The following is a 20,071-nucleotide window of genomic DNA, read 5'->3' as shown; positions in this document are numbered from 1 at the left end:
ACGCTGTGCTTAACCGCACAGCGTAAAACCATCATCTACTACGATATTTTGCCCGTTAGTGTAACGGGCATGGTCAGACAGTAAAAAAACAATAGCGCCGGCAACATCGGATGCGTCCAGCATGCCTTTTCCCAACGTCTTTTTCTTATACGCTTGCAAAAACGGCTCGGGCTGACTATCCAGGATGCCACCCGGACTGACTAGGTTTACCCGAAAGCGGCTGTCGGCAACATAGGCCGCTGCATATTTACTTAAGTGAATTAACGCCGATTTAATTGCCGCGTATTCTACCGGCATTGTCATTGCCGTATTGGCATAGATATCAAAGCGTGGCGCGACGACGCCATACACCGACGCCAGATTAACCAGAGAAAACTCACACTGCTGTTGTTTAAAGTAGGCTGCGCATTGCTGCATAAACAAAAAGGCACTGCCCAGGTTTAGCGATAAGTTGTCGTTAAAACTGTGCAGGCTGACATCAAAAAAATGCTTACCATAGTCTTTATTGCGCGGATAACTGCAATTGACTGCGCCAGTTGGCTGGTATTGCAACAGCAGCGCCTGGATAGCATCGGCTTGCTGTAAGTCAAGCGTCGCCAGCTGCAATGTGTTGCCTGCTGGCGCTATACCTTCAGCCTGCAGCCTTTGCCGCAGGTTGTCTTTATCTAAATCTGTGGCGATCACATTGGCACCTTGCGCCAGGCAGGCTTTTACCACTGCTCGGCCAATTAAACCGCCAGCGCCAGCAATTAAAATGGTTTTTTTATTCAGCATTTTGTTCAACCTTTAAGATGGCCTCTGCCAGCATAAAATCGTAAATATCATCAATGTCTACCGCGCGCTGTTTTGGTACTTCAATGCTGGTAATAACACCATCAAACAACTGGCTTTGCTGCAAAATAAACTCCGGCCGGGCGGCATAGACCACTGTTGTAATATCAAATACGGCCGGCGCATCCTGACGCCGGTGGATGCCATCAGGCAAGCTGCTTACCAGCTGCACCTGGTCGTTGGCGCTGCGCGTGACCATATTAAAGTAGGGGTTGCGGTTAGCTGGCGTAACGGCCAGGCATAAATCGGCGTTGCTTTGGTGTAATTGTTTAATCGCTGCCTGCACATCGTCGGCAATACGCAATGGGCTGGTTGCCGGCAGGCTAACAAAGGTATTAAAGTTGCCGTAATGTTGTTGCACATAGCGGATAGCATGTTGCCAGGCTGCCCATTCCGGCGCAGTGTCGCTGGCCAGTTCCGCCGGGCGGGCTATCACGCTGGCACCGCCTGCTAATGCACAGTGGGCAATATCATCACTATCTGTCGAGACAAAAGTTTGCTGTATGGCAGGCACTTGCTTTGCAACATCAATAGCATAGTGCAGCAGGGGTTTGCCGCAAAGTGGTTTGATATTTTTTCCGGGTAAGCCTTTAGAGCCGCCTCGGGCGAAGATAAACGCCACGCTTGTCATAGAATATCCTGTTGCTTAAAGCCTTTGGCCTGTTCAATAAGTTTCACTATGGCTGCAGCTGATAACAACGAACCTTGGTTGTGGTCTGGCTGCTGAATTTTGTGCCAGAAGGCTTGTAGCATGGCCAGATACATGTTGTTTTTATCGTAGTTCTTGTCCTGGTACAGTTGTTGTGTCCGGTTGTGCTGGTGCAGTGTGACGGTGTTGGCAATAAGATCCCACTCCAGTCTGCCGTTAGCGGCGATGATGGCGCAGTGCCTTTTGGCAGCTTGCTGAATAAAGTCCAGGTGTACCATACAGCAGATATTGTCGACGCTTTCCAGTATGAGTTCACTGATATCTTCTACATCCAGTTGCAGCAGGCCGCTTTGCCGGTTGCGGGCATAGCACAGTTGCAACGGCCCGAACAGCCATTGCAGATAATCCAGCTCGTGGCTAAGCTCCAGCAGGGCGCCGCCGCCAAGCGCTGCCTGAGCAGATACCGTCTGACGATAATCTGTGTCTGGCCGCCAGTGCGGCAGATACTGGCCTACCTCAGATATAACGGTAAAAATTCTGCCCAATTGCTCAGACTTAATGATCTGCTGTATCAACTGAGCGGCCGGCAAAAAACGTAAGCAATAACCCACTTCGACGATAGCTTGTGGGTACAGCGTCAACAGTTGCATAAACTGGCTGGATTGTTCTGCACTGACCGCAATGGGTTTTTCCACCAGAGTGGGTATCCCGGCAGCGAGCAAAGCTTGTGTATGCTGTAAATGCAGGTTCGCCGGCGAGGCGACAATAACAAAATCAGGCTTTTGTGCAATTAACTCTGGCAGGGTTAAGGCGATGGCCTGCTCAGGTGGGCTGCTATGGCGGTTACCGCTGGCACTGACAGACAATAAGCGCGCCTGAGGAAACAACTGGCGCAAGTTGCGCAAATGCCGCTTGCCAATACTGCCCTGGCCGATAACGCCAAACTGTGGCATTAAAACAGCCCCAGATTAACGACGTCTATCTGCGCTCTTTGGTAATCATCAATGCGGCCGATATCCAGCCAGTATTCATGGATAGGAAACATGAGTACGGCGTTATTCTTTTCGATGTTTTGCTCCAGCAAGGTAGGCATATCGATACGCTGGTTGGCTTTGACCTGCTTGCGTACTTTCGGTGATACCACATAGATGCCGGCATTAACAAACAGCCGTTGGATCGGTTTTTCAATCATGCCGGTGACTTTATTGCCATCGCCATTGATCACGCCAAAAGGGATCTGGTATTCGTAGTCCCGCACACACATAGTGGCATCAGCCTGCTGTTTATTATGAAACTGCAGCAGTTGCTCAAAATCTATCGTGGTCAGCAAATCACCGTTCATCAGGATCAGCGGTAAGTCCGGCAGATTATCCGGCAGTAAGCCCAAAGCGCCGCCGGTGCCTAAAGGTTCTTGCTCGTAGATATAGCTAATACTGACGTTCCAGCGCGAACCATCACCAAAATACGCCTGAATTTGCTCCGGCATATAGTGCAGCGAAATATAAAAGTTATGAAAGCCAGCGCGGATAAAGCTGTTGAGTACGATTTCCAGTATTGGCTTGTCACCGACCTTTAGCATCGGCTTGGGGCAGGCATCGGTAAGCGGTTTTAACCGGCTGCCAAAACCGCCGGCCATTAAAAAAACCGGGTTGTCGTACTGCGCGCCATCATCAGCCGTTTGCAGAGTTTCCAGCCCAACGACTTTGCCGTCTTTTAGCAGCGGAATAGACAGCAATTTCTTGCGCGTCATTAACTTCACCAGATCGCGTCTTGGCGTGCCGGCTTCTGCCGTCAGCGGTTTGGTATTCATCACATCAGAAACCGGGCTTTGCAAGGTGCAGTTACGCAATAAGCCACGGCGGATATCACCGTCGGTCAGCACGCCCAGCAACTGGTCATTGCCATCTACCACCAGCGCAATGCGCAGAGCTTCTTTATCCAGTAATAACAGCGCATCGCGGATGCTACTGTCCGGGGCTATAGCGGTGTTTTTCCAACTGGTACTCATCATGCAGCCTCATTTCACTTTAATGACAGACTTGGCGCCGTAAATGCTCTGATTATCTAGCAAGTTACGTACCACGGTAGTGCCTGCGGCAACGATGCTATTGCTGCCCAGTGTCAGCCCCTGTATGACAGTAGCGCCTGCGCCAATGTAACTGTTTTCTCCACAGTTTACGCCGCCACACAGGATAGCGCCCGGGCTAACAATAGTATGGCGCTGTAACACACAGTCATGTTCAATAATGGCAGCTGTGTTGATAATAACGTTATCGGCAATCTGGCTGTCAGCATTAACGATAGCGCCAGGCATAATTTGTACGCCTTCTCCCAGCGTACAATGCGGGTCGATCAGGGCCTCTTTGGCAATAACCGAAGCAAAGCGGTAGCCCAGTGCGCTGAAGCGTTCAAATAGCTGCTGCCGCGCCTTGCTACCCGGTAAAGCGCCAACACCATTTATCAGTAAGGTTGTTTCGGCTGGATACTGCAATAGGGCACTGTCATCCCCCAAAAAGGGAATAGCGCTAAACATGGCCGATTGCGGCGCTTGCATGGCACATACAGCGCTTGGAACATTGTGCTGTTTCATAAGCATAGACAGCAGCACTTTGGCATGGCCACCGCCGCCGAGCAGGATCAGGTGCTTAGTCTGCAAGCAAGTCTCCTTCAGCAAAATCGTATTTGGCCACTGTCCCTAAAAGTTCCCAGTAACGCTGCGGACTGATACCGTTGCCGGGCCTTTTACAGGCAATATGCGCTGCGGTTAAAGTGTCGCCGGCGCGGATTGCGCAAGCGGCGACCAGGCTTTTTCTGGCGACAGCTTTGTTGGCGATCTCTGATGGCGCCGGCCGTTTAATACCATCACCCATTGCCAGATTAACATCACGTATGGCGCTGACCATATTCTGTAATTCTGCCGGTTCAAGTGAGGCCTTATGATCCGGTCCAGGCAGGGATCTATCCAGGGTAAAGTGCTTTTCTATTACTGTAGCGCCCCGGGCGACGGCGGCTATGGCAATATGGATGCCTGCACTATGATCAGAGTAGCCCACCGGCAGAGAAAAAGTCGCCGCCATGGTGTCCATCGCGGTTAAATTAATATCCTCAGGCGGTGCCGGGTACTCTGTGGTGCAATGCAGCAGGGTGACTTTCTGGCGCAAAGCGAGTTGGCCTTGCTCGCTGGCAAAAGCCTGATTAAATGCTTGTTGTGACGGTTGGGCATCGGTTGTGGCGATGTAGCCAAAAGCAATAACCCCAAGAGCGGCTTTAATTTCTGCCAGATCCGCCATGCCGGTGGATACTATCAGGTCGTGCCCGCTTCTGGCGTGTTGCAGCACAAAAGGGGCATTGGTTATTTCACCGGAAGGGATTTTCAGCCGTGTCAGCTTCAGTGGCCCGAGTAAAAACTGCAGGCTTTGTTCATCAAAGGCGGTGGATAAAAAACCGATACCTTGTTGCTGACAATACGCCTGCAGCCGCAGGTGAGCGTCATAACTTAATTCAAGCCGACGTAACATGGCCAGCTGCGACTCAATCTGGCCGGTATTAGTGCGCTGATAATCAGCTTGCTGTGCCGCTGCTGTCGCTAGCGCTTTAGCATTAAAGGTTTGAAATTTAACAATGTCGGCACCGGCGGCCACAGCGGCATCGACCAGAGCAAATGCCATTTCTTCATCACCGTTATGGTTTACGCCGGCTTCAGCAATTATCAGTGTCATGTTGATGTTCCTGGTAAATCATAAAAGGTTTTTACCGGGTCAAAGTGAAGCTGCTTCAGCATCGAAATAATACGCTGGCTGCAGTTACCGGTATCGTAGGGGTTGTCATTCGCACCCGGGCGTGCGGCCAGTGCCTGGCTAATGGCAGCTGCAATGGCGGCCTGTGTCGCGTCGCAGTGAATAACAGAGCCGGCACACAGCCGGCCTTGCTGACGGCGGCCAATATTGACCGTAGGTACGCCCAGTGACGGCACTTCAATAATGCCGCTGGAGGAATTACCAATAACTGCCGTGGCATGTTTAACGGCACTGAGGTAGCGCAGATGGCCCAGTGACGCCACCGCCAGTACCCGCTTCGGCCGGGCCACAGCATAGTTTTGCAGCAGGGTCATAATGCTGCGCCCGCCGGCATCAGCGTTAGGGTAGGTGAGGATTATGTGGTGCTCAGGAAATTGTTCCAACGCGTTCAGCAGGGCGGCAAAGCTTTGCTGCGCCGGTTCATCAGCCAGCGTTACCGGGTGATAGGTGACCACAAAATAGGGTTTACTTAAATCAAAATTGAGTTCGTCCGTCAGCTGCTGTTTCGTTAACAAGCTGGCGCGATGCAGCTGTTCCAACCCCAGCGCGCCAACATTGACTACCCGCTGTGGGCTTTCGCCAAGTTGGATCACGCGCTGACGATAAGCCTCGGTTGCAGTGCCATGCAGGTAGCTCAGTTTCGTGATCGCATGGCGGATAGCATCATCCGTAGCACCTTCAGTGATTTCACCACCGTGTAAATGCAGTACCGGCACCTTCATTAACATCGCGGCCTGCGCAGCGGCCAGTGCTTCGTAGCGATCACCCAGTAGCACTAGCACGTCAGGTTGCAAACGCTGCAGTGCATCAGCCAGACCAAGCAGCGCTATACCCATGCTTTTAACCGTAGCGGCAGCGGTGTCGGAGGACAGCAACATATCTATTTTTTCATTTATAACAAAGCCATCCTGCTCTATCTGGCGGTAAGTCAGGCCAAATTCCGGCGACAAGTGGCTGCCGGAAACAATCAGTTGTAACTGTAAATCGGCATCGGCTTTAATGTCATGCAATAGCCAGTACAGTAAACCGTATTCAGCGCGGGTACCGGTAAAGACCGCCACTTTTTTCTGCATTTCAGCGTTTGACATTACAGCGCCTCCGTTACACTGCTGGGCAGGTTAACCAGCCGGCTGGCGATATCTTCAGCGCAGCGTAAATCGCCACGCAGCGCTTGTTTAAACGCCGGCAAATGATGCATTAGCTGCCATACCGGGCGGGTCATTACGCCGGCGTCATTCGTGCTTTGCAATAAGGCGTCGCGCCGCTGCTGATCCGGACACAGCACAGCGTTTAACCAAAAATTAGCGCTGCACTGTGCCGGTTCATCTATAAACTGATAGTCAGTCGCGGCAAAAAAGGCTTTGTAGTGCATCGCGACTTTGCGTTTTTGCTGCAAGAAATAAGGCAGAGACTCCATCTGAGCACAGCCGAGTGCGGCATTTAAATTGGGCAAGCGATAGTTAAAGCCGGGCTCGTCGTGATAAAACTCCCAGCGGTGCGCTACCTTGGCCGTGGTCGTCAGGTGTTTGGCATGTGCGCCATCTGCTGCATTGGCGCACAGCAGCATACCGCCACCGCCAGTGGTGATAATTTTATTGCCGTTAAAGCTTAGGGCAGCAAATTGGCCGATGGTTCCTGTGTGCCGGCCTTTGTAAAACGAGCCCAGGCTCTCAGCGGCATCTTCTACCAATATTAATTGCCATTGCTGACATATCTGCAGCAGCTCATCCAGCGCGGCCGGGTGGCCAAAGGTATGCATCGGCATCACCGCTTTAATCCGCTGGCCAGTGCTTTTCAGGAAACAGCCTGCGGCATCGGTAGCGGCCTGTTGCTGCAAAAATTGCAGCAATGCTTGCGGACACAGTGACAGCGTATCCAGGCTGACATCGACAAAAACCGGTTCAGCCCCCATGTGGTACAAGGCATTACAGGTGGCAACAAAGGTCAGTGGTTGGGTAATCACCAGATCGCCGGCTTTAACGCCGGCCATATACAGCGCACTGTGTAGGGCTGCGGTGCCATTGACCGTGGCGACAGCTTTGGTGCAGCCGGTAAAGGTCTGAATTTGCTGTTCAAACTGATCAACGTATTTACCAACGCTGGAGACAAAGGTACTGTCTAGGGTATCGCTCAGATATTGCCGTTCTTTACCGCTAAAGTAGGGTGCGTGCAGTGGGATGCTGGCATTGGTCTGATACAGCTGACGGATAAAAGCAATAATTTTTTCGTTCATGAGATGCCCATAGCCAGAAGTTACATTTTACTGTCCAGATAGCGGCCGGTTTCTTTATGGCCAAACTGCGGCAGCATTTGCTGAAATAAGCGCACCAAAGCGGCCTTGTCCCACTGTCTGGCTTGCTTGAAAGCGTTGATGCTATCGACAAAATACTGCAGCTGGTCACTGTGCTGTTGCGGCGCATTTTTGATAATGCCCAGCTTGGCAAAGCGCTGCATATCTAAGGTTTCATCCTCAGTAAAAAACTCTTCAAAGTCTTTCTCGCCGGTGGTGTCGCTGGTGCTGAACACGCAGGGCCACTTATTTTCGCTACTCAAGGTGCGTACCTGTTCACGCGCCTGTTGTTCGTTATCACACAGCACAGCGCTGTAACCTCGCTGCTGCAGATATTTAACCGCAATGTCGGCAAAAGTAATTAAATGCAACTCTTCACTGAGTTTTGGGAAGAAAATGTCGCCATTGTCGCCGAAAATGCACGACATCAGGCACAGTTCGCCAGACTCTTTAGGTGTAACAAAGTAGCGCTTTATATCGTTTGGTGCTGCTATTGGCTGCAGTTTTTCCAGCCGCTGATTAAAACCATGTAACAAAGAGCCATCGGAAAAGGCCACATTGGCAAAGCGGGCGGTAGAAATACTGATTTGCTGGCTGTGGTGCTGTAAAAACAGCTCCATAATGCGTTTAGAGGCGCCCATCATATTGACCGGATTCGCCGCTTTGTCGGTTGAGACGCAGAAATACTTGCGACAGCCTTTTGCGATTGCCAGACGGATGGTTTTGTCAGTGTTGAGAATATTCACGTCGATCATCCGCATCAGCGTATAGGGGTCTTTCTCGCTGCGCACATGTTTAAGTGCCGACAGATTCAACACATAATCATACTGACCGTCATTGGCAAAAAAGGCATCAAATTCTATAGAGCCAATATCCAGGGCGAAGGTTTGAAAATCACCGTTGATATAGCCCAGGCCAGAGCGGATATCCCGTACCAGCTCTACCAGGTTATTTTCACTGATATCCACGACATGCAGCTTTTTCGGCTGGCGGCGGAAGATCTCTTTACATACCGCCTGCCCGATAGAGCCGGCGCCACCTAATACCAGAAAGCGGCTTTGTGACACTATATCGCTCAGTCTGGCTTCGTGGCTGGTAATATCGTCGGTAAATAAAGGCTGGCTGCGGCCTATCAGCGTTAAAATGTCCGTCACCTGTTTGTCTCCGCATGGCGATAAAACGGTTGTACTGCGTATTATGTATCGGCAGCAGGGGTAAAAACTTAACCCGGTTATTCTCTGCTGCCAAATGCTATCTCAACTATATCAGGCATTTAAATAACATTCTGCTTTAAATCCGTGTCTGGCACAGAAAGCCCGTCGCGATAGCGCTATACTTAAGTAGTTAATATTAAGCGAAGCGGGCCGCAGTGGTGGCGGCTGTGTTGAGAGTAGTGTTACGGTAGCGGAGCGGATGATGAAAATTGGCAATCAACCTCAGGGGCAGGAAAGATTAAACACTTTGCTGCAAACCCAGCAAAAACAAGCAGAAAAACTGGCCAGTGCCAAGCGTATTAACAGCGCAGCTGATGACGCGGCGGGGCTACAGATCGCCAACCGCTTAACCAGCGCGGTAAATGAAGCCTCGCAAGGCCAGCGCAATTTATACGATGGCATAGGCCTGGCACAGGTGTATGAGCAAAGCCTGCAAAACATTAATACCGATTTGTCGCAGGTAAATACCCTGGCGGTGGCCGCCGGCAACGGTATCTATACCGATGCCGATCGGCAGGCATTGCAACAGCAGGCGCAGGGTTATCTGGATAACGTGCAAAATACGCTGCAAACGGCCAGTTTTGGTGGCGTGGCACTGTTTAATGACCAGGATATTGCCTTTAACAGCGGCCAGAGCAATCTTAACCTTAAGGTTGAGGATGTTGGCGCGGCACTCAGTGCACAAAATGTGTTTAACATTGATTTAACCAGCCAGGCTGGCGCGGCTGCAGCGAATAGCACATTGACGCAGGCTACTGAATTTGTCAGCGGCTTGCAGGCGGATGCCGGTGCCAGTATCAACAGTTTTGCAGAGCAGGCGCGTAACCTGAATAACCAGCAAATTAATCAGGCACAGGCCAGAAGCCGGATTGAAGATGCTGACTTTGCCCAGGCGACAGCGCAAAAGGCTTCTGCCGATATTTTAACTCAGGCGTCGTTAAGCGTGCGCGCCCAAGCGGGGATTAGTCAGCAACAGGCGTTGCAGTTATTGGCTTAATGTTATGCTGACGCTATTTTTTTGACACAGTGTCAAAAAAATAGCGTTTTGCCTTGCAAGCTGCCTGATGCACAGTACAATGCAGTAAAAAGCCTAATAAAAGCAGCGGCATGTCACACACTCCTTCACTGTATATTGTTGATGAACAAAGCGGCCGTAGTAGCAGACTGAGCACAGTGCTGAGCTTTATTCATGAGCCGCACCAACAGCTTAGTCTGGCTGAGTTAACACAGCGCTTAAGCGCTGATGCACCGGCTGTCGTGCTACTGGGGGCGTTAGCTGAGCCGGTACAGGCGGAATTATTACAACGCTACCCGGCAACGGCATTTTTGTTACTGGGTGAGTCGCTGCAGCCGTTACTGCAACATGCCAATGCCGTTGGCCTGCTCAGTGAGCCTTTTGCTTATGCCACGCTAACGCAACTGCTGCGGGATTGTCAGCAATATCACCGTTTATTGCCATTGCAACGCGAGCAAGGCGTCAACCTGAAATTTGATGGCATGGTGGGGAATTCGCCGCCGATGCAGCAGGTACGGTTTTTAATCTCGCAAGTGGCCAAAACCGACGCCAATGTGTTGGTGCTGGGGCCATCCGGTACCGGTAAAGAAGTTGTCGCCCGTAATATTCATTTATTATCTAACCGCGCTGATGGCCCCTTTGTACCAATTAATTGCGGCGCTATACCGGCAGAACTGCTGGAAAGCGAGTTGTTCGGCCATGAAAAAGGTGCCTTTACCGGCGCGATATCAACCCGCAAAGGCCGTTTTGAACTGGCGCAGGGGGGGACGCTGTTTTTAGACGAAATTGGCGATATGCCGCTGAATATGCAGGTTAAACTGCTGCGGGTGTTGCAAGAACGTACCTATGAGCGGGTCGGCGGTACCCAGGCGATAAAAGCCGATGTGCGTATTGTGGCTGCCACGCACCGCGATTTAGAGCAGATGATTAGCGAAAACAGCTTTCGTGAAGATTTATACTACCGGCTCAATGTGTTTCCGATAGAAACGCCAGCGCTGAGCGAGCGAACTGACGATTTACCGCTGCTCATTGCTGAGCTGTTAAAGCGTCAGGCCAAACACAGCCAGGCCACGGTTAAATTTACCGAACACGCGATGCAAAGCCTGCAATTGCACAGCTGGCCGGGTAATGTGCGCGAGCTGGCCAATTTGCTGGAGCGGATGGTTATTATGTACCCCGATCAGGTGGTAGATGTGGCCGAACTGCCGCAGAAATATCGTCATCTGGATGTCGAGAGCTATGTGCCGCAGTACCCGGAAAGCCTGCAGGAGCGTGACTTATTAAATGAGTTGTTCCAAAGCGCAGATGACGATGAGCTGACAGAGCAGGACACGCCAGATATGAGTGGTACAGAGGGTGCATTGCAGCAATTGCCGGAGCAGGGCCTGGATTTAAAAGAATATCTTGCTGAACTTGAAATTCGTTTTATCTCACAAGCACTGGAACGGCATGAGTTTGTTGTCGCCCGCGCCGCTGAAGTATTGGGGCTGCGCCGGACTACCCTGGTTGAAAAAATGCGTAAATATAACCTGGCCAAAGACGAATAAGCGCCGTTGTCAGGGATTTGACGCGGCTAAGTATATAAATAACATCAATTTTTTGCTGGCATAATGTCTGCATAGTCACTGCTGATACGTAATTTGCAGGGGGAACTATGTCAGCACAGCGTGCCGCAGCCTATCACAGCGAGCTAAGCCAATCTGATGCCATACACCGTACAGCACCGTTAGCGCTGACCGCGTTGACGCGCGCGCCGTTGCAGGTGCTACCTGATGTCGCGCCCGATCCGTTACTGCATGCGTTACCGGCGGCGGTGATCCTGCTTGATCAGCGTGGCATGGTGTATCAGGCTAACCCGGCAGCGCTAAGGCTGTTAGGTGACCCCTTGCTCGGCCAGGCCTGGTTTGATGTGATAGGCCGCTGTTTTCGGCCACGCAGTGATGATGGCCTGGAAGTGTCATTAAAGGATGGCCGCCGGGTAAGGCTTGAAATCAGTGCGCTGCAGCAGCACAGTCAGCAGCCATACCGTCAGCCGGGCCAATTGATTATGTTAACTGATCTGACCGAAACCCGGCAGTTACAAAGCCGGTTATCGCATTTACAGCGTTTATCCACGCTCGGCAAAATGATGGCTACCCTGGCGCATCAAATTCGTACGCCGTTATCGGCGGCGCTGCTGTACGCGCAAAACCTGGCCAACCCGCGCGCGACCCTGCAGGTGCAACAGCAGTTTCAGCAAAAGTTATTGTCCCGCCTGACCGATTTGGCCGGGCAGGTAGATGACATGCTGTTGTTTGCCCGCAGCGGCACAGCACAGCAGGTTGCGCGGTTTTCAGTAAGCGAATTACTGGCGCAGCTAAACTGCAGCATCGACGCCCTGCTACAGCAACATCAGGTGCGTTTTAGTGTTAGCTGCAGCTCTTTTAACGCAGGTAATGAGCCGCTGTATCTGCTGGGTAATCAGAATGCCCTGTGCGGTGCCCTGCAAAATCTTATTCAAAACAGCATTCAGGCCGCGGGCAGCGGCGCCGAGATTAAACTGCAGGTTATGCCTGCTGTGGCACCCTCGGGCATGCTGTCATTGCGGGTAACTGATAACGGCCCGGGGGTGGCGCCGGCGCTACAAGCCAGTATGTTTGAGCCCTTTGTTACCGGCCGTGCCAGTGGTACCGGCCTGGGGCTGGCCGTGGTACAGGCGGTGGCCCACTCGCATCATGGCTCAGTGCGTTATGTGGCAACTGAGCGCGGTGCCTGCTTTGAGATGTTATTACCGTTGCAACAGCAACACAGTGAGGAGTAGCCGATGAGCCAACGCATATTACTGGTAGAAGACGACAGTGGCCTGTGTGAAGCGCTGCAGGATACACTGCAACTGGCCGATTATCAGGTGATAACTGCCGACAGTGCCGAGCAGGCACTGTTACTGCTAAAGCAGCACCGCGTGCAATTGCTCATCAGTGACGTGCAAATGCAGGGCGTGTCGGGCTTAAGCCTGCTTAAAACCCTGCGCGAGCAGTATCCGCAGTTGCCGGTGCTGATGATGACAGCTTACGCCACTGTACAGGCGGCGGTAGAGGCGATACGGCTGGGCGCCGTTGATTATCTGGCTAAACCCTTCTCACCACAGGTATTGTTAAATACTGTTAGCCGTTATGTCAGCACTGAGCCAGCACAACGCATAGAGCCGGTGGTAGCTGCTGAGAGCTCCCGGCAGTTGCTGGCTCTGTGCGGCAAAGTGGCGCGCACTGATGCCAGCGTAATGATCACCGGCCCCAGTGGTTCGGGCAAAGAAGTACTGGCGCGTTATGTTCATCAGCTGTCTGCGCGCAGCAACGGGCCTTTTATCGCCATTAACTGCGCCGCTATTCCGGAGAATATGCTGGAGTCGACCCTGTTTGGTTATGAAAAAGGCGCCTTTACCGGCGCCATTAGCGCTTGCCCCGGTAAATTTGAGCAGGCGCAGCAAGGCACTATTTTACTGGATGAAATCACCGAGATGGATCTGAACCTGCAGGCTAAGCTGCTGCGGGTATTGCAGGAGCGTGAAGTGGAGCGTTTAGGTGGCCGTAAAACCATTAAACTGGATGTGCGGGTACTGGCAACCAGTAACCGGGATCTGAAGCAGGCAGTAGCAGCAGGGCATTTTCGTGAAGATTTATATTATCGCTTAAATGTGTTTCCGCTGAACTGGCCGGCGCTGGCTGAACGGCCGGACGATATAGTGCCGCTGGCAGAGCATTTGCTGCAGCGCCACTGTCAGGCAGCAGGGCGCACCCTTGTCAGATTAACCGCCGCCGCCGCCCGGTATTTAACCGCATACAGCTGGCCCGGTAATGTGCGCGAGTTGGATAACGTGATACAGCGCGCGTTAATTATTAACTCGGGCGATGTGATTGAACGCGATGATATTTTACTGGAACAAGCGGCTATGCACTTAAACCAGGCGACTGTGGGCGGGGGTACGCTAGCTGAGACGACAGTCATGCCAGCTGAGCACTTAACTGAGCTCTCAACTGTTCAGCCGGTTGAGCATTGCCCGGACAGCCGCAGCTCCCTGCCTGACGATAGCAGTGACTTTAAAGCCAGTGTGCACGAGCAGGAACACCGCATTATTCTGGCAACGATGAAAGCCTGTGCCAACCGTCGTAAAGACGTGGCACAGCGCCTGGGCATCAGTGATCGCACTTTGCGCTATAAACTGGCGCGGATGAAGCAGCAGGGCATCGCCGTCCCCGCCTGAGCCTGAAATGCTTTTTTAAACCCTCGAAAGAGGGTTTTTTTGTATAAATTCAGCATGTTAAAAAGTGGCATAACTCCTGCTTTGAATTGACTAATCGTCCAAGTAGCAATTTTTTGACAGGTGATGCAATGAATATCAAAGGTCAGGCCCTTTATGCCGAAATGCAGTCGCTGGCCAGTCAGGCCAGAGGCGTTGGCACTGAGCTGAAACTGCAACACACTGAACAGGTTAACCCCAGCCAGAGCGACTTTGGCAGCATGTTGACTAACGCACTTGGCCATGTGAACAACCTGGCACAAGAAACCAGCAAAATGCGCACCGCAGTAGAAATGGGCGACCCGGGCGTATCGCTGGCGCAGGTGATGATTGCCAGCCAGAAATCATCACTGGCGTTTGAAGCGACAGTGCAGGTACGCAATAAACTGGTAGAAGCCTACAAAGACATTATGTCGATGCCGGTGTAACGGAGGAATAAGTTGTGGCTGAAAATCAATCCACCGAGCTGGCACTGTCTGGTAACGATTACAACAGCGGCGAGCAGCAAGAGCAAAAACCCGGCTTTGTCGGCTCATTAGGCGGTATGGATCTGGTTCGCCAGATCACGCTGATCGTTGCGCTGACTATCTGTCTGGCAATTGCCATTTTAATTATTATGTGGGCCCGCCAGCCGGAAATGCGCCCGCTGGGTACCTTTGCCACTGAAGAGCTGATCCAGACCCTGGATCATTTGGATGCGCAAAAGGTCGATTACAGCTTAGAAGGCAATGTGATCTACGTGCCGGAAGATCAATTTCAAAGCATTAAACTGTCATTATCACGTGCCGGCCTGGCAAAAGAGCCCTCCAGCGGCACCGAGTTTTTGCTGCAGGACAGTGGCTTTGGTGTGAGCCAGCGTCTGGAAATGGAGCGGTTAAAACACAGCCGTGAGCAGCAGTTGGCACGCACCATTGAAGAGCTGCAAAGCGTGTCCCGTGCCCGGGTACTGCTGGCTATTCCTAAAGAAAATGTGTTTGCCCGGGTAGAAAAACTGCCATCAGCAACGGTGCTGGTAACGGCCCGTGGTGGCACAGTGATCCGTGACAGCGAAGTGGATGCCATTGTTGATATCGTCGCGTCAGCAGTGCAGGGCTTGGCACCGTCACGGGTGACGGTTACCGATCAGAACGGCCGCTTGTTAAACAGCGGTTCACAGGATGCCAGCTCAGCACGTAGCCGCAAAGAGTATGAGCTGCAACGTACCCGCGAAGAAGAATACCGTCAGAAAGTCGACTCTATTTTAATGCCGGTGCTGGGCTATGGTAACTACACCGCCCAGGTTGACTTACTGATGGACTTCACCGCGACGGAGCAAACACAAAAGCGTTTTAATCCGGATTTACCGGCTATTCGCAGTGAAATGACCATTGAAGAAAACAGTGTCGGCGGTGTCAGTGGTGGCATTCCGGGCGCCTTATCAAACCAACCGCCACTGAATTCAAATATTCCGGAGCAGGCCACCGGGGGCAATGCCAAGCCGGTAGTACCGGGGCGCAACCATAAAGAAGCCACCCGTAACTACGAGCTGGACACCACTATCAGCCATATTTCACAGCAAAGCGGTGTGATCCGCCGTTTAAGCGTGTCGGTGGCGATAGACTACACAGCAGGTGCCAATGGCGAAGCTGAACCTCGTACTCAGGCCGAGCTGGCGAATATCCGTCGTTTATTGCAGGGTGGTATTGGTTTTGATGCCCAGCGCGGCGATATGATAGAAGTGATTTCCGTGCCCTTTATCAAAGATGAAGTGGTTGAGCAGCCGGCACCAAACTTTTATGAAGAAGAATGGTTCCTGCGCGTATTGCGTCTGGTTATCGGTGGTCTGATCATCATCGTACTGATTGTGGCCATAGTGCGGCCGATGCTGAAAAAGCTGATCTACCCTGAAGACACCAAAGAAGCCTACGACGATAATGCATTGTCCAGCGGTCTGGATTTGGGAGATGATACTATCGACATGCTAAGCTCTACCTTTGATGAGAACGCGGTAGGCTTTGCCCCGGATGGCACCCTGATGCTGCCGGATTTACACGGTGATGATGATTTATTACGCGCAGTTCGGGCCTTAGTTGCAAACGAGCCGGAACTATCCTCTTTAGTAGTGAAAAACTGGTTGGCTGAAGATGAGTAGCATAGAAGCAACAAAACCTGCGTTTGACGTAGGTAAACTGGACGGTGTCGAAAAAGCCGCCATCTTACTGCTGAGCTTGTCAGAAGAAGATGCTGCGCAAATTTTAAAACACTTAGAGCCAAAGCAGGTGCAGAAAGTCGGTTTGGCGATGGCGCAGATGACAGATCTGAACCAGGCCAAGATCTCGGCGGTGCACCGCTTGTTTATTGAACAGATCCAGAATTTCAGTACCATCGGCTTCCAGAGTGAAGAGTTTATCAAGCGCGCCTTAACGGCGGCGCTGGGTGAAGAAAAAGCCGCTAATCTGATCGATCAGATTGTGCTGGGTGGCGGAGCCAAGGGCCTGGACTCATTAAAATGGATGGACTCGAAACAGGTTGCCAATATTATTCGCAACGAGCACCCGCAAATTCAGACCATTGTATTGTCTTACTTAGAACCGGAGCAATCGGCAGAGATTTTATCGCAGTTCCCGGAAAAGGTGCGATTGGATTTAACCATGCGTATAGCCAACTTAGAAGAAGTGCAACCGGCGGCATTGCAGGAGTTAAACGAGATCATGGAGAAACAGTTTGCCGGTCAGGCCGGTACCCAAACGGCGAAAATGGGTGGCCTCAAAGCCGCAGCCGATATCCTCAACTATATGGATACCAATATTGAAGGCCAGCTGATGGATTCTATCCGTGAGCATGACGAAGAGATGGCGCAGCAAATTCAGGATCTGATGTTTGTGTTTGAAAACCTGATAGATGTTGATGACCGTGGTATTCAGACTCTGCTGCGAGAAGTGCAGCAGGATGTGCTGATGAAGGCGTTAAAAGGCACAGATGAAAACTTAAAAGAGAAAATCTTTAAGAATATGTCTAAACGCGCTGCCGAGCTGCTACAGGATGATTTAGAAGCGATGGGGCCGGTGCGCGTTAGCGATGTTGAAGCGGCACAAAAAGAAATTTTATCTACGGCAAGGCGCTTATCGGATGCCGGTGAAATTATGCTGGGCAGTGGCGGTGGCGATGACTTCCTGTAAGCCAGCAGCGCTGTATTTTAGCGGGGCAGTAGTATGAACACCGATGCCTTTAAATATAAAAGGCCGTTTTCACCGGATGAAGAAACCGATGAGCTGATTAAGCATTGGCAAACGCCCGATTTAACCGCAGAGCGGTTACAGGGTGACAGCCGCACCAATGCGTTAAATAAAACCCAGCCGGTGGCAAAAGCGCACCCGGCAACGGCTGACGAAGAGCTGGTTGTCAAACCTTTGACGGCCGATGATATCGAGCAAATTCGCCAGGCAGCCTATGACGAAGGCTTTGCCGAAGGTAAAGAGGAAGGCTTTAGCAAAGGCTATACAGAAGGGCGCGAGCAGGGCCAGCAAGATGGCCTGGCACAAGGCCTGGCTGAGGGCAAAAAACAAGGCCTGGCACAGGGCGAAACTGAACTGACCGAACGCTTAGCCCAGCTTAGCGCGCTGCTGAACCAGTTGCAGCAGCCGCTGGCCGATATTAACGAGCAGGTAAAACAGCAGCTGTTGCAGCTTAGTCTGGCCATGGCGCAAGCGGTGATTGGTGTTGAAGTGAATACTAACCCGCAAGTGATACTGCAGGCGCTAAGTGACGCTATCGCCGCCTTGCCGCTTGATGCCGGCCAGATCCAGATAAAGCTAAACCCGGCCGATTTAGCGATTGTTGAACAGCATTACCCTGCTGAACAGCTGGCGCAGCAGCAATGGCAGCTCAGAGCCGATCCGGCCATCGCCCGCGGTGGTTGCCTGCTGGAAACGGCGCGCAGCAGCGTTGACCGCTCCCTGGCGCAGCGTTTGCAAAGTAGCCTGGAACATTTTCTGCAGCTACAGGCGCAGTATGATGCCAGCGCAGCCGCTATGGCAGAGCATAAGCCGGGCTCTGATCGCCATACGGCAACAGATCACGACGTGATGGCAGATAGCCAGGACATGCCGGACGACGATGCCACAGATAACAGTGATGCGCCAGCAAGTGGAGACTAAGCATGGCCAGCAGTGACAGCCTAAGCCAGTTTTTACAGCAACAACACAGCTATATCCATCGCTCCAGGCCTGCTGTGGCTGGGCATTTGGTGCGGGTGGTTGGCCTGACACTGGAAGCCACCGGCTGCAGCGCGGCTATTGGTCAGCCGTGCAGTGTTCAGGCCGAGCGCGGCGATATCATGGCTGAGGTGGTAGGCTTTGCCAATGACCGTATTTTTCTGATGCCAAAAGATGACGTATCCGGTGTGGTGCCCGGCGCCAAAGTGACACCGCTGCTGAACTTTAAAGGCGTGCCTCTGAGTATGAATTTACTCGGCCGGGTTATCGACGGTGTCGGCACTCCGCTGGACGGTAAAGGCCCGATAGCGGCCCAACAGCATGGCGGCGCTAAAGGTAAACCCATTAACCCGTTACACCGCCGGCCGATTAAGCAGCCGCTGGATGTTGGGGTACGGGCCATTAATAGCATTCTTACCGTGGGTAAAGGCCAGCGAATGGGCTTATTTGCCGGCTCGGGCGTGGGTAAAAGCGTGCTGCTGGGTATGATGACCCGCGGTACCTCAGCTGATGTCGTGGTCGTGGGATTGGTAGGAGAGCGTGGTCGCGAAGTAAAAGAGTTTATTGACGAAATTTTAGGCGAAGAGGGCAAAGCGCGCTCTGTGGTGATTGCGGCACCGGCCGATGTGTCACCGCTGATGCGGTTAAAAGGCTGTGAAACAGCAGTGCAGGTGGCGGAGTATTTTCGCGATCAGGGGTTGGATGTGCTGCTGCTGATAGATTCGATAACCCGCTATGCCCAGGCTCAGCGGGAAATTGCGCTGGCGGTGGGGGAGCCGCCAGCGACCAAGGGCTATCCGCCGTCGGTGTTTGCCAAATTACCGGCGCTGGTTGAACGGGCAGGCAATGGCAGTGGCAGTCAGGGCTCGATAACGGCGTTTTACACTGTACTGTCTGAAGGGGATGACTTGCAGGATCCGATAGCGGATGCGTCACGGGCGATACTCGATGGCCATATTGTCTTGTCGCGTGCGCTGGCCGATGCTGGCCATTTTCCGGCCGTAGATATTGAAAAATCCATTAGTCGGGTCATGCCGGCCATTACCAGCAATGAGCACCAGTTGATGGCGCGCTCACTTAAGCAGTTGTACGCCAGCTATCAGCAAAGTAAGGACCTTATTGCCATAGGCGCTTACGTGCGCGGCAGTGATCCCCAGCTGGATAAAGCCATTGGCATGATGCCAAACATTAACCGCTTTTTACAGCAGGGGATGCATGATGTGATTACCTATGATGACAGCTTGCAGGCATTAAGCGCTATAGCGCCGCAAAACCGGAGTAACGGCCTATGATGTCGCATCGCTTTGCCATGCTGATTAAAATTCAGCAGGAACGTGAAGAAAAATTGCAGGCGTTATTTGTCAAAGCCCAGCAGTTTTATGCTCAGGCCGAGCAAAAATACCAAGGCCTGGCTAACTATCGCACCGACTATATTCAGCAAAGCCAGCAGCAGGGCAGTGCCGGTTTGCAAAGCCGGCAGTACAACCAGTTTGTTAATTTTATCGCCAAGCTGGATCAGGCTATTGCGCAGCAAGGCCGCGCCGTGCAGCAAGCTAAGGCGGCTGCTGAGCAGCGTAAGCAGAGCTGGCTGGCGATGCAGCAAAAACGCAAAGCGCTGGAGTTGTTAGTGCAGCGCAACGATGCCGCCGAACTGCAGAAACAGCTACGTTTAGAGCAAAAAAATGCCGACGAATATGCCAGCCAACAGTTTATGCGGCAAAGGGCTTTAGTTGATGTGTAACAAATTGGCCTGAAAGTTGAATGTTAAATGCAGTTGCCAGAATAACGTTGAATAGCACTTAGGCT

The 20,071-nt window shown here is 52.1% G+C and carries 19 protein-coding genes; 10 read left to right on the top strand and 9 right to left on the bottom strand.

Features of this window, described 5'->3' with window-relative positions; translation table 11 throughout:
• Positions 1 to 9: 9 nt before the first annotated feature.
• From EYB30_RS00340 to EYB30_RS00300, 9 genes are read right to left on the bottom strand one after another with little or no spacing between them, the layout of a single operon-like run.
• Positions 10 to 774, bottom strand: a complete 765-nt coding sequence (locus tag EYB30_RS00340) for an oxidoreductase (RefSeq protein WP_166835806.1) — start codon at positions 772 to 774, stop codon at positions 10 to 12.
• Positions 764 to 1,462: an acylneuraminate cytidylyltransferase family protein gene (locus tag EYB30_RS00335; protein ID WP_166835804.1), complete on the bottom strand. Its 699-nt coding sequence runs from the start codon at positions 1,460 to 1,462 to the stop codon at positions 764 to 766. Before EYB30_RS00335 ends, EYB30_RS00340 begins: the two co-directional genes overlap by 11 nt.
• Entirely contained in the window at positions 1,459 to 2,433 is a 975-nt protein-coding gene (locus EYB30_RS00330) for a Gfo/Idh/MocA family protein (RefSeq protein ID WP_166835802.1), read from the bottom strand. Before EYB30_RS00330 ends, EYB30_RS00335 begins: the two co-directional genes overlap by 4 nt.
• Positions 2,433 to 3,491: a nucleotidyltransferase family protein gene (locus EYB30_RS00325; RefSeq protein WP_241697919.1), complete on the bottom strand. Its 1,059-nt coding sequence runs from the start codon at positions 3,489 to 3,491 to the stop codon at positions 2,433 to 2,435. Before EYB30_RS00325 ends, EYB30_RS00330 begins: the two co-directional genes overlap by 1 nt.
• A 6-nt stretch (positions 3,492 to 3,497) precedes the next feature.
• Positions 3,498 to 4,136: an acetyltransferase gene (locus EYB30_RS00320; protein WP_166835799.1), complete on the bottom strand. Its 639-nt coding sequence runs from the start codon at positions 4,134 to 4,136 to the stop codon at positions 3,498 to 3,500.
• Positions 4,126 to 5,199, bottom strand: a complete 1,074-nt coding sequence (gene neuB, locus EYB30_RS00315) for an N-acetylneuraminate synthase (protein WP_166835797.1) — start codon at positions 5,197 to 5,199, stop codon at positions 4,126 to 4,128. The genes EYB30_RS00320 and neuB overlap by 11 nt, the downstream gene beginning before the upstream one ends.
• Complete coding sequence (gene neuC / locus EYB30_RS00310) at positions 5,196 to 6,365, bottom strand: UDP-N-acetylglucosamine 2-epimerase (protein WP_241697918.1); 1,170 nt, start codon at positions 6,363 to 6,365, stop codon at positions 5,196 to 5,198. Before neuC ends, neuB begins: the two co-directional genes overlap by 4 nt.
• Positions 6,365 to 7,510 carry a LegC family aminotransferase gene (locus EYB30_RS00305; protein ID WP_166835795.1) on the bottom strand — a complete coding sequence of 382 codons (1,146 nt, stop codon included), beginning with the start codon at positions 7,508 to 7,510 and terminating at the stop codon, positions 6,365 to 6,367. Before EYB30_RS00305 ends, neuC begins: the two co-directional genes overlap by 1 nt.
• Before the next feature lie 20 nt (positions 7,511 to 7,530).
• On the bottom strand, positions 7,531 to 8,721 hold the full coding sequence (locus tag EYB30_RS00300) for a UDP-N-acetylglucosamine 4,6-dehydratase (protein WP_166835793.1): 1,191 nt from the start codon (positions 8,719 to 8,721) through the stop codon (positions 7,531 to 7,533).
• A gap of 262 nt (positions 8,722 to 8,983) precedes the next feature.
• Here EYB30_RS00300 and EYB30_RS00295 point away from each other — a divergent pair, with 262 nt between their 5' ends.
• The 10 genes from EYB30_RS00295 to fliJ all read left to right on the top strand — a co-directional run bounded on the left by EYB30_RS00295 (position 8,984) and on the right by fliJ (position 20,006).
• Positions 8,984 to 9,778, top strand: a complete 795-nt coding sequence (locus EYB30_RS00295; protein WP_166836091.1) for a flagellin — start codon at positions 8,984 to 8,986, stop codon at positions 9,776 to 9,778.
• 110 nt (positions 9,779 to 9,888) lie between these two features.
• On the top strand, positions 9,889 to 11,343 hold the full coding sequence (locus EYB30_RS00290) for a sigma-54 dependent transcriptional regulator (RefSeq protein WP_166835791.1): 1,455 nt from the start codon (positions 9,889 to 9,891) through the stop codon (positions 11,341 to 11,343).
• A 107-nt stretch (positions 11,344 to 11,450) separates the two neighbouring features.
• Positions 11,451 to 12,596 (top strand): sensor histidine kinase, encoded by a 1,146-nt coding sequence (locus tag EYB30_RS00285; RefSeq protein WP_166835789.1) that lies wholly within the window; start codon positions 11,451 to 11,453, stop codon positions 12,594 to 12,596.
• 3 nt (positions 12,597 to 12,599) lie between these two features.
• Complete coding sequence (locus EYB30_RS00280; RefSeq protein WP_166835787.1) at positions 12,600 to 14,036, top strand: sigma-54-dependent transcriptional regulator; 1,437 nt, start codon at positions 12,600 to 12,602, stop codon at positions 14,034 to 14,036.
• 128 nt (positions 14,037 to 14,164) lie between these two features.
• The gene (fliE, locus tag EYB30_RS00275; RefSeq protein ID WP_166835785.1) at positions 14,165 to 14,500 is read left to right on the top strand and encodes a flagellar hook-basal body complex protein FliE; all 336 of its coding nucleotides are present in this window, start codon (positions 14,165 to 14,167) and stop codon (positions 14,498 to 14,500) included.
• Between the two features lie 14 nt (positions 14,501 to 14,514).
• Positions 14,515 to 16,203, top strand: a complete 1,689-nt coding sequence (fliF, locus tag EYB30_RS00270; protein WP_166835782.1) for a flagellar basal-body MS-ring/collar protein FliF — start codon at positions 14,515 to 14,517, stop codon at positions 16,201 to 16,203.
• Positions 16,196 to 17,230, top strand: a complete 1,035-nt coding sequence (gene fliG / locus EYB30_RS00265; RefSeq protein ID WP_008220066.1) for a flagellar motor switch protein FliG — start codon at positions 16,196 to 16,198, stop codon at positions 17,228 to 17,230. The genes fliF and fliG overlap by 8 nt, the downstream gene beginning before the upstream one ends.
• A 33-nt stretch (positions 17,231 to 17,263) precedes the next feature.
• A complete protein-coding gene (gene fliH / locus EYB30_RS00260; protein WP_166835780.1) occupies positions 17,264 to 18,208 on the top strand; it encodes a flagellar assembly protein FliH in 945 nt (314 codons plus the stop codon).
• A gap of 2 nt (positions 18,209 to 18,210) precedes the next feature.
• Positions 18,211 to 19,557: a flagellar protein export ATPase FliI gene (fliI, locus tag EYB30_RS00255; RefSeq protein WP_166835778.1), complete on the top strand. Its 1,347-nt coding sequence runs from the start codon at positions 18,211 to 18,213 to the stop codon at positions 19,555 to 19,557.
• Positions 19,554 to 20,006: a flagellar export protein FliJ gene (gene fliJ, locus EYB30_RS00250; RefSeq protein WP_166835776.1), complete on the top strand. Its 453-nt coding sequence runs from the start codon at positions 19,554 to 19,556 to the stop codon at positions 20,004 to 20,006. The genes fliI and fliJ overlap by 4 nt, the downstream gene beginning before the upstream one ends.
• The last annotated feature ends 65 nt before the right edge of the window (positions 20,007 to 20,071 follow it).

This window comes from Rheinheimera pleomorphica (assembly GCF_011634895.1).
GTDB lineage: Bacteria > Pseudomonadota > Gammaproteobacteria > Enterobacterales > Alteromonadaceae > Alishewanella > Alishewanella pleomorphica.
This window is presented reverse-complemented; position numbering and strand designations above follow the sequence as displayed.